Below are 9,869 nucleotides of genomic sequence, written 5' to 3' on the forward strand. Positions count from 1 at the left end.
CGGTCCGAGATGAACTTGCGCAGCAGCGCGGTGTCCTTGTAGTTGATTTCGGTGACCTTGGCCGCAGCGAGCGGGTTGCTCTTCTTCTTCGGCTTCCGGACGACTGGCTTTGCCATGTTGCTCCTGAGTTCTGTGTTGCTGACGTGAGTGGTTAGAAGGGGGGCTCTTCGGACGATCCCGAGTTGCCGCCCCATGCGCCAGACCCACCCTGGGTGGAGGGCTGCGTCGACCACGGGTCGTTGCCGCCCTGGGCCGGTGCGCCGCCGCCGGAGTTGCCTCCGCCGAAGCCGCCGCCACCACCGGAGTTGCCCCCACCTGAACCGCCGCCGAAGTCGCCGCCGCCGGAACGGTTGACGCGCGTCACCTTGGCGGTGGCGTAGCGCAGCGAGGGGCCGATCTCGTCGACGTTCATCTCGACGCTCGTGCCCTTCGATCCGTCCTGGCGCTCGAAGTTGCGGATCTTGAGGGCACCGGTCACGACGACGCGCTGGCCCTTCTGCAACGACTCGGCGACGTTCTCGGCGAGCTGGCGCCAAGCGGCACAGCGAATGAACAGAGCATCGCCGTCCTTCCACTCGTTCGTCTGACGATCGAACGTACGAGGTGTCGAAGCGACGGTGAAGTTGGCAACTGCGGCGCCCGAAGGAGTGAACTTGAGCTCCGGGTCGTCCGTCAGGTTGCCGACGAGCGTGATGTTGGTTTCGCCTGCCATGGCGCAGCCTCTCAGGTGTGTGGGTGTCTGGCTCGAGTGTTCCTCAGTCGTGTGACAAGCAACAGCGCTCATCCACAGCGAGGAACAGAGATCAGGCCTACTTCACGTCGGGACGTGTGACCTTGGTGCGCACAACGGACTCGTTGAGCGTCAGCTGGCGATCGAGCTCCTTGACCGTGGCCGGCTCCGCCTGGAGCTGGACGACGGCGTAGATGCCTTCGTTCTTCTTGTTGATCTCGTAGGCAAGACGGCGCTTGCCCCACACGTCGACACTGTCGACGGAGCCGCCGTCCTGGCGCACGACGTTGAGGTACGTGTCCAGGCTGGGGGCGACGGTACGTTCTTCGAGATCAGCATCAAGGATGATCATGACCTCGTACGGGCGCAATGACATTCAGTCTCCTTCGGACTAAACGGCCACGGTGAATTCCGTAGCAGGAGGGGGTTGCCGAACAGCAACTGCCCAAGTCTACGGGACCACCGCCACCCGAGGGAAATCGCGCCCAGGACGGCGAGTGGCGCAGTTCGAAGAAAATGAGACGGCGTGTTGTGCGCATCTGCGCCACTCGGGGGTCAGTTTGCGCCACTCGCGCGCCGCGTCCGCGGTGACGCCGTCCGGACGAACCGCTGCAGCCGACGCTCGAGCGCGGCCTGGCCGGCGCGGCTGATCGTGGCGAGCCGGGCCTCGGACCGCCAGAGACCGGTGCGGCCCAGCACGTGCGGGAGACCCAGCGCGTCCTCGGCGTCGCGGATGATCCCCTCCGGGTCGTGGATGATCTCGGTCGCGATGTAGCCGTAGCGTTCGAGCCCCTGCCGGGCGAGGACCTTGTCCCGCCGCAGGTCCTTCTCGTGCCTCTCGCGCGGCCGGTGGTCCGAACCGTCGTACTCGGGCACGCGGTTGGTCCCGCGGATCCGCAGGTCCACGCGAGCGACCTCGACGCCGGCGGCGTTCGTGATCACCTGCTGCGGTTCGACCGGCACTCCGGACAGCTCGTGGAGCAGCCGCAGCATGGTCTCCCACCACGACTCGCTGCGCTCGTCGGCGAGGTCGAGCGCCCGACGGAGCACGCGTACGCCCCGCCGTCCGGGTCGCATCGCGGCGCGGATGCGGTCGGTCGTCGTGTGCTCGAGATGGAGTGCGCTGTCGATGATCGCCACCAGGTCGAGCAGGACCAGGTGCTCGGCCAGCTCGACGATCGTCCACTCGGCCGAGGCGACCGCGACGTCCCCGAGGTGCGTCCGGTGGCCGGGTGGGATGCCGCAGCGTCGGACGTACACCCCGCGGCGGTCGTGGTGCGGGGCGTCGCTGTCGCTGCAGGCGATGAGCGGGAGGTCGTGGTTCGTCATCGGGAGCCACCACCCACGCAGGCGGGCGCTCGTGAGGTGGGTGAACACGGTGTCAGCAGGCAGGACCAGGCTGACGGCTCGGCAGGTGGTCGCGAGGTCGTCGGCATACGCGGCCGGCTGCGCCACCCCGGCGGCGGGGTGGACGAACAGCGTGGAGGCGCGGAGCAGGTGCGGGGTGAATCCGTGGGCGTGGGCGTCGGCGTGCTTGATGGGTTCCATGCATCGACCGTCGGCGCGGTGGGCGGCCGGAGCGAGGGGATGATCACCGGCTGTGGATGGCTGCGCGTGTCCACAACCCCGCCGAGTGGCGCAAACCCGCACCCGAGTGGCGCAAGAGTGGACGACTCGCCGTCTCGAAACCTTCGTCTTGCGCCAGTCGCGGATCGGGTGGGTAGGTTCGGGGGATGGAGCTCGAGATCGTTCACCTGGTGGTGTCGCCGCGGCGGCGCATGGACGGGCGACCCCGGGACGGCATGACCCCCTTCGACGGCGACGAGACCCCGGCGACGGTGCGGGTCCGGGCGCACAAGGGCCTGGTCGGCGACCGCTACTTCAACACCCGGTTCACCTATGCCTCGGTCACCCTGATCGCCGCCGAGAAGATCGAGCAGCTGGAGCGCGAGCTGGCCGCCGACGGGCTGTTCCCCGCCGCCAACACCCCGTTCGACCCCGTGCTCGCCCGCCGCAACGTCGTGACCCGCGGGCTGGACGTCGACGCGCTGGTCCGGCACACGTTCACCCTGGACGCGGGGCACGGGCCGATCCGGTTCCGGTCGATCACCCCGGCCAACCCGTGCGCGTGGATGAACGAGATGTACGCCCCCGGGGCCCACCAGGCCCTCCGCGGCCACGCCGGGATCCGGTGCGAGCCGCTCGACGACGGGCAGCTCTCGGTGGGGCCCGCGACGGTCACCGACATCGTCGCGATCCCGCCGGAGGAGCTCACCCGTCAGGTCAGGCGCGCCCCGGTGGCGTGACCCGTCAGCTCGTCGGGTCCTCGGGCCAGGCGTGCTTGGGATAACGGCCGCGCAGCTCGGCGCGCACCTGGCGGTAGGGCCCGGCCCAGAACGACTCGAGGTCCGCAGTGACGGCGGCGGGCCGGCGCGCCGGGGTCAGCAGGTGCAGCAGCAGCGGGACCCGGCCGTCGGCGAGGCGCGGCGTCGCGATCCAGCCGAACGCGTCCTGGATCCGCACCGACAGGACGGGTTGCTCGGCGCCGGTCGCGCCGTACTCGACGCGGACAGCCTGGCCCTTGGGCACCGGCACGCGTTCGGGGGCGAGCTCGTCGAGGCGGCCGGCGGCGGGCCAGGGCAGCAGCCGGCGCAGCGCGCCGAGGACGTCGAGCCGGGCGAGGTCACGGCTGCTGCGCACCCGGGCGAGGTCGGACCCGAGCCAGGTGTCGATCCCGGCCAGCAGGGCGTCGTCGCCGACATCGGGCCACGGGTCGCCGAGGGCGTGGTGGAGGAACGCCAGCCGGCGGCGCAGAGCGGTCGCCGCGTCGCTCCACGGCAGCACCGCGAGGCCGTCGCGGGACAGCCCCGCGGCGACCGCCGCCGCGACGGCCTCCACAGGCGGATCAGGGAGCGGCACCGCGGACAGCTCGATCGCGCCGAGCCGGGTGACCCGTCGCGCCACGATCCGGCCCTGCGCCCAGGCGACCTCGTCGGCCTCGTGCCACGCCCCCGACGCGGCGTCGAGCGCGATGTCCTCGTCGATGGGGGCCGCCGAACGGATCGTGGCGTCGCGGGCACCCGGCCGGCGCTCGACATCGGCGATCGCGATCCACGGCACCCCCGCGAGGGCCGGGTCGGCCGCCCGGAACGACGCGCCGGTGCCCGACACCATGAGATAGGACGTGCCGCCGGATCGTCGACGGGCGATGCGTCCGGGGTGGGCGAGCGCCACGACCGTGCCGACCGCGAGGTCGTCGGTCAGGTCGGTCCGGGGTGACCGGGCCGGCAGCAGCGCCTCCAGCCGCGCCACGGCGTCCGACCAGGACCGGGCGGTCGGCCCGCCCCGCCGCATCGCGCGCAGCGCCGCGACCAGGTCGCCGCCGGGTGCACGGACGTCGTCGTCGAGCAGCGCGACGACCTCCGCGGCGCGGCGCGCACCCACCGCCTCGGCGCCGTCGAGCAGCGCTCGGGCAAGCCGCGGGTCGGCCGGCACCCGGGCCATCGCCCGGCCCCGGCCCGTGATCGCGCCGGTGTCGTCGATCGCGCCGAGCTCGACCAGGGTCTGCCGGGCCGTCTCGGCGGCGGCCGGGGGCGGCGGGTCGAGCAGCGCCAGCCCGTCGCCGGAGACATCGCCCCACGCGGCGAGCTCGAGGCAGAAGCCGGTCAGGTCGGCGACCGCGATCTCGGGGGCGGGGTGCGGGTCCAGGTGACCGTGATCGGCCCGGGACCAGCACCGGTGCACCGCGCCGGGAGCCTCTCGCCCCGCCCGCCCGGCCCGCTGCTCGGCCGCCGACCGGCTGACCCGTACGGTCACGAGCGCGGGCAGCCCGCGCACCTGGTCCGTGCGGGGCTCACGGGACAGGCCCGCGTCGACCACGACGCGGACGCCCGGCACGGTCAGCGACGACTCGGCGACCGCGGTCGACACCACGACGCGGCGGCGGGGACCGCGGGCGAGGGCCAGGTCCTGCTCGCGGGCGGGGAGCCGGCCGTGCAGCGCCAGCACGTCGACGTCCGCCAGGCCCGACAGCCGGCGCTTCACCCCGTCCACCTCGCCGACGCCGGGCACGAACACCAGCACGTCACCGGCGTCGGCGGACAGGGCCTGCCGGACCGTGGCCGCGACGTGGTCGAGGAACCGGGGCGGCACCCCCCGCTCGTCGGTCGGCAGCACCCCCGGGGGCGGGGGCGCCCAGTGCTGGGTGACGGGGTGCAGGGCGCCCGGGACGTCGACGATCGGGACCGGTCCGTCGGCCATCGTGGCGGCGGTGCGCTCGGCCTCGACCGTCGCCGACATCGCGACCAGCAGCAGGTCCTCGCGGACCGTCGCGCGTACGTCCACCAGGAACGCGAGCGCGAGGTCGGCGTCGAGCTGGCGCTCGTGCACCTCGTCCAGGACGACCGCGGCGACCCCGGGCAGCTCGGGGTCACGCTGGAGCCGGCGCAGCAGGACGCCGGTCGTCACGAACTCGATCCGGGTGCCGGGCCCGACGGCCCGGTCGCCGCGGACGGTGTGGCCCACGGTCTCACCGACGCGCTCGCCGAGCAGGCCCGCGAGCCGGCGGGCCGCCGCGCGTGCGGCGATGCGGCGCGGCTGGGTGACGACGACCCGCCCGTCCCCCGACAGCATCGCAGCCACCGCCGGCGGCACCAGCGTGGTCTTGCCGGTGCCCGGGGGGGCCTGCACGACCGCGACCCCGTACGTGCCGAGCGCCGCGGTCAACGCCGGCAGCCCACCCAGGACCGGCAGGTCGGGCGGGCTGCCCAGCAGGCGCTGGATCGGATCGGGGTGCACGCACCCAGTGTCTCGCCTAGAGGTCAGCCGACACCTTCCAGAGGTCGACGCCCTCGGCGTCGCCGGCGAACCGGTCGATCGCGGCGAGCTCGTCGTCGGTGAAGTCGGTGTTGGCCGCGGCCGCGAGGTTCTCGTCGAGCTGCTCGGTCGAGGACGCCCCGATCAGCGCCGACGTCACGCCGCCGGGACGCAGGATCCAGGAGATCGCGAGCTGGGCCAGCGACTGGCCACGCTGCTGCGCGATGTCGGCCAGCCCGCGCAGCCGCTCGAGGTTGTCCTCGGTCAGCACGCCCTCGTCGAGACTGCCGCGGTCACCCTGGCGCTCGACCGGGTCGTCACCGAGGTAGCGGTCGGTCAGCAGCCCCTGCGCCAGAGGGGAGAAGCCGATCGACCCGAGCCCGTGCTCGCCCAGCACGGTCAACAGCCCGCCCTCGACCCAGCGGTTGAGCATCGAGTAGGACGGCTGGTGGATGACCAGGGGCGTACCCAGGTCACGCGCCACCGCGATGGCCTCGGCGGTCCGCTCCGGCGAGTACGACGAGATGCCCGCGTAGAGCGCCTTGCCCTGACCCACCGCGGTGTCGAGCGCCATGATCGTCTCCTCGACCGGCGTCGACGGATCGGCGCGGTGCGAGTAGAAGATGTCGACGTAGTCGACGCTCATCCGCTCCAGCGACGCGTCGAGGCTCGACAGGAGGTACTTGCGCGAGCCGAGCTTGCCGTAGGGCCCGGGCCACATGTCCCATCCGGCCTTGGACGACAGGATCAGCTCGTCGCGGTAGGGCTTGAAGTCGGTGCGCATCATCCGGCCGAAGTTCTCCTCGGCCGAGCCGTAGGGCGGGCCGTAGTTGTTGGCCAGGTCGAAGTGCGTGATGCCCTTGTCGAACGCGTGGCGCAGGACCTCGCGCTGGGTGTCGAACGGCCGGTTGTCGCCGAAGTTCCACCACAGGCCCAGCGAGATCGGCGGCAGCAACAGGCCCGACGTCCCGACCCGGCGGTAGTCCAGGTGCTGGTAGCGGTCCTCCGCGGCGACGTAGGGGCGGTGGGTCTCCGGAACGGGGTCGGCGTAGTAGCGCTCTTCGGTCATCCCACCACGCTAGCCACCGGTGGGCATGTCCGCCTGCCCGGGAGGGTCGGCTCAGACCCGGCGGGCCACCGCGAGCACGATCGGCTCGGTCACGCCGGCCCATGAGCCGGTCAGCACGAGGTCGCCGTCGTGGGGGGCCTCGTCGAGCTCGTGCCGCACCTCGACCTCGACCGGGACGACCGGTGACGCCGCCGATCCGCTGCCCTGCACCCGCGCGGACGGCTCGACCGGCGTGCGTACGCCGTCGGCCTCCCGCTCGAGCGCGGCCTCGGTGCCGCCCAGCAGGATCGTGCGCGTCAGGACCTCGCGGTAGACCGGGTCGCCCAGCGCGTCGTACACCCAGCGGGAGCCCAGCACGGTGTGCTCCATCGTCCCGATCAGCCACTCCTCGCCGCCCTCGAGCGGGGCGCCGCGGTAGGTCACCGGGACGTGCAGGACCCGCTCCTGGTCGGCCAGCAGGAACGTCTCGATGCCGACCTCGCCATCGGGATCGTCGAACCGGTACGCCCCGAGCTGCTGCAGGTCGGCGGCGTCACCGTCGTACCAGTCCTGCGTCGGCAACCACCCCGTGAGCAGGTCGAGCTTGCTGGGGAAGATCTCGGCGGCGTGCAGGAGGGCCATGGACCCATCCTCGCCCCGGATCGCTGGGGGCGCCACCCGCTGGCGGGGCGTGGCGCACAGCCGGTCCCGAGTGGCGCAGAAATGGACGACACTCCGTCTCATCTTCTTCACGCTGCACCACCCCCCCGCAAGCGGGAGGTGCCCCCAGCGGAACCGGCCCAGCGGATCGGGTCAGCGGAGGCGGGTGATCTCGACGCCGACGAACAGCTCGGAGGTGCCGGCGGTGGAGTAGATGCCGCGCAGCGGGGGGCTGTCCCCGTAGTCCCGGCCCTTGGCCACCACGACGTGGCGGGGGCCCGGGGCGATCGCGTTGGTCGGGTCCCAGCTGACCCACTCGCCGTCCCACCACTCGATCCAGGCGTGCGACTCGCCCTCGACGGCCTCGCCGACGACGGGGTCGGGCGAGGGGTGGAGGTAGCCCGAGACGTAGCGGGCGGGGATGCCGGCGAGCCGCAGCGCGCCCAGGCTCAGGTGCGCGAAGTCCTGGCACACCCCGGCCTTGGCGTCCCACGCGTCGGCCGCGGTGGTCGTGACCTCGGTGCTGCCCGGGACGTACGCGACCTGGCCGTGCAGGAGGTCGACGACCGCGGCGGCGTAGTCGCTGGGTCGGGCGGACTGCGCCCGGACCGGCTCGAGCAGGTCGACGAGCTCCGAGGAGGGGCGGACCCAGTCCGACAGCACGAGGTATTCGCACCACTCGTCACGGACGTCGGCGGTCAGGTCGTCCCACTCGATCGCCTGCGGCCTGGAGGGGTGCTCCTGGGTGTCGACGATCGAGGTCGCGACGACGGTCAGGTCCGCGTGCGGGTCATGCACCTCGAACGACGTGACGGTCGTGCCCCAGTAGTCGCGGTACTCATAGCTCCACGGCGTCGGCGAGATCTCGAGCCGGGACCGCAGGACGTACTGCTCCGACGTCGTCATGGGCGTCATCCGGGCCTCGTTGAACGACGCCATCGCGCCCTTCTCGTAGTGGTACCCGGTCGTGTGCTTGATTCTGAGCTGCATGGTCACAGGAGGACGCCTCCGCGCCAGGTGTGGAACTCGGACTCGGCGAAGTAGCGGGCCGACACCGCGTCGCTCGCGGCCGCGCAGCTGCGCTGCAGCCGCTCCATCTCGACCGGCAGGTCGAAGACGATGTCGGCGAGCGGGCGGTACTCCAGCTCGGTGCGCGCGCGGCCCAGCAGCCGCTGCGCCTCGTCGCTGAAGCCGGACCGCTGACCGGCCGACCCGAGCTTGTTGAGCGCCCGCTCGGCCTCGGCGAGCGAGGACACGATCGAGCGGGGGAACCACCGGTCGAGCAGCAGGAACTCGGCGGCCTGGCGGTCGGCCTCGATGCCGCGGTAGGCGCGGATGAAGCTCTCGTACGCTCCGCAGGCCCGCAGCGTCGTGGGCCACGCAACCTGGGGACCCGACGCCAGCGCGGCGGTCGACAGCAGGCGGGCGGTCATGTCGACCCGCTCGATGCTGCGACCCAGCATGAAGAAGTGCCAGCCGTCGTCGCGGGACATCGTGGAGTCCGCGATGCCCGAGATCATCGCCGTGCGGTTGCGGACCCAGTTGAACATGTCCGGCGGGCGCATCGCCCGGGCCGTCCCGAGCCCCCGCCAAGTCGTGTTGATCGCGGCCCAGATGTCGGTCGACAGGGTCTCGCGGGCGCGGCGGGCGCTCTCGCGGGCCGCGCCGATCGCCGCGGCGATCGAGGTCGGCGCCTCGGGGTTGTGGGCCAGCAGGTCGAGCATCATCCAGCGGTTGGGCTGGCCGGTGTAGTTCTCCACGCCCATGACCGACAGGAGCTGCTCGCACGACGTGCGCTCGTCCATGCCGGGGTCCTCGATCAGGACCTGCATCTGCACGTCGAGGATGCGGGCGGTGTCGTCGGCGCGCTCGAGATAGCGACCGATCCAGAACAGCGACTCCGCGATGCGGCTCAGCATGGGCTCTCCTCGGTCGACTGGGCCTGCTGCTCCTGCTCGTGGACCTGCAGCTCGGGGACCTCGTCGTCGAGGATCGGGCCGGCCGACTGCGACAGGCCCGCGACGGGGGTCGCGGTCGGGGCGACCTCGCCCTCGTCCTCGGGATCGGAGGGCCGGGCCAGCACCCAGGTGTCCTTCGAGCCGCCGCCGCGCGAGGAGTTGACGATGAGCTCGCCCTCCGGCAGCGCGACCCGGGTCAGTCCGCCCGGCAGGACGAACACGTCGTCGCCGTCATGCACCGCGAACGGCCGCAGGTCGACGTGGCGCGGGCGGATGCCGTCCTCGACCAGGGTCGGGACGGTCGACAGGGAGACGACCGGCTGGGCGATCCACGCCCGCGGGTCGAGCAGGATCTTGTCGCGCAGCTCGTCGAGCTCGGCCCGCGACGCGGCGGGACCGATCACGATGCCCTTGCCGCCGGATCCGTCGACGGGCTTGAGGACCAGCTCGTCGAGGCGGTCCAGGACCTCCTCGCGGTGGTCGGGCTCGCCGCAGCGCCAGGTGTCGACGTTGCGCAGCACCGGCTCCTCGGCCAGGTAGTAGCGGATGATGTCGGGCAGGTAGGTGTAGACCAGCTTGTCGTCGGCGACGCCGTTGCCGACCGCGTTGGCGATGGTGACGTTGCCGGCACGGGCGGAGTCGATCAGGCCGGGGCAGC

Annotated in this window: 10 protein-coding genes and 1 pseudogene; 1 reads left to right on the forward strand and 10 read right to left on the reverse strand. The window is 72.4% G+C overall.

Annotated elements, in window-relative coordinates; genetic code table 11:
• From JWQ91_RS15100 to JWQ91_RS15115, 4 genes and pseudogenes are all read right to left on the reverse strand, one after another.
• A pseudogene (locus tag JWQ91_RS15100) lies at positions 1-116 on the reverse strand (30S ribosomal protein S18); the annotation flags it as partial.
• Positions 117-151: 35 nt separating this feature from the next.
• On the reverse strand, positions 152-712 hold the full coding sequence (locus tag JWQ91_RS15105; RefSeq protein WP_297785935.1) for a single-stranded DNA-binding protein: 561 nt from the start codon (positions 710-712) through the stop codon (positions 152-154).
• A gap of 97 nt (positions 713-809) precedes the next feature.
• Positions 810-1,100 carry a 30S ribosomal protein S6 gene (gene rpsF / locus JWQ91_RS15110; protein ID WP_297785958.1) on the reverse strand — a complete coding sequence of 97 codons (291 nt, stop codon included), beginning with the start codon at positions 1,098-1,100 and terminating at the stop codon, positions 810-812.
• 185 nt (positions 1,101-1,285) lie between these two features.
• On the reverse strand, positions 1,286-2,278 hold the full coding sequence (locus tag JWQ91_RS15115; protein WP_297785938.1) for a hypothetical protein: 993 nt from the start codon (positions 2,276-2,278) through the stop codon (positions 1,286-1,288).
• 185 nt (positions 2,279-2,463) lie between these two features.
• Here JWQ91_RS15115 and JWQ91_RS15120 point away from each other — a divergent pair, with 185 nt between their 5' ends.
• Complete coding sequence (locus JWQ91_RS15120; protein ID WP_297785941.1) at positions 2,464-3,036, forward strand: molybdenum cofactor biosysynthesis protein; 573 nt, start codon at positions 2,464-2,466, stop codon at positions 3,034-3,036.
• Between the two features lie 4 nt (positions 3,037-3,040).
• On the opposite strand, the gene hrpB is transcribed toward JWQ91_RS15120, so the two are convergent.
• From hrpB to JWQ91_RS15150, 6 genes are all read right to left on the reverse strand, one after another.
• Positions 3,041-5,527 carry an ATP-dependent helicase HrpB gene (gene hrpB / locus JWQ91_RS15125; RefSeq protein ID WP_297785944.1) on the reverse strand — a complete coding sequence of 829 codons (2,487 nt, stop codon included), beginning with the start codon at positions 5,525-5,527 and terminating at the stop codon, positions 3,041-3,043.
• Positions 5,528-5,543: 16 nt separating this feature from the next.
• A complete protein-coding gene (gene mgrA, locus JWQ91_RS15130) occupies positions 5,544-6,614 on the reverse strand; it encodes an L-glyceraldehyde 3-phosphate reductase (RefSeq protein ID WP_297785947.1) in 1,071 nt (356 codons plus the stop codon).
• A 51-nt stretch (positions 6,615-6,665) separates the two neighbouring features.
• Positions 6,666-7,235 carry a hypothetical protein gene (locus JWQ91_RS15135; RefSeq protein WP_297785950.1) on the reverse strand — a complete coding sequence of 190 codons (570 nt, stop codon included), beginning with the start codon at positions 7,233-7,235 and terminating at the stop codon, positions 6,666-6,668.
• Positions 7,236-7,406: 171 nt separating this feature from the next.
• Entirely contained in the window at positions 7,407-8,243 is an 837-nt protein-coding gene (locus tag JWQ91_RS15140) for a transglutaminase family protein (RefSeq protein ID WP_297785961.1), read from the reverse strand.
• Positions 8,244-8,245: 2 nt separating this feature from the next.
• Positions 8,246-9,172, reverse strand: coding sequence for an alpha-E domain-containing protein (locus JWQ91_RS15145; RefSeq protein ID WP_297785953.1), 927 nt, complete (start codon positions 9,170-9,172; stop codon positions 8,246-8,248).
• The coding region (locus JWQ91_RS15150) for a circularly permuted type 2 ATP-grasp protein (protein WP_297785955.1) at positions 9,166-9,869 on the reverse strand (704 nt) is incomplete at its 5' end. The genes JWQ91_RS15150 and JWQ91_RS15145, both read right to left, overlap by 7 nt.

The organism is Aeromicrobium sp. (genome assembly GCF_025965075.1).
Lineage (GTDB): Bacteria > Actinomycetota > Actinomycetes > Propionibacteriales > Nocardioidaceae > Aeromicrobium.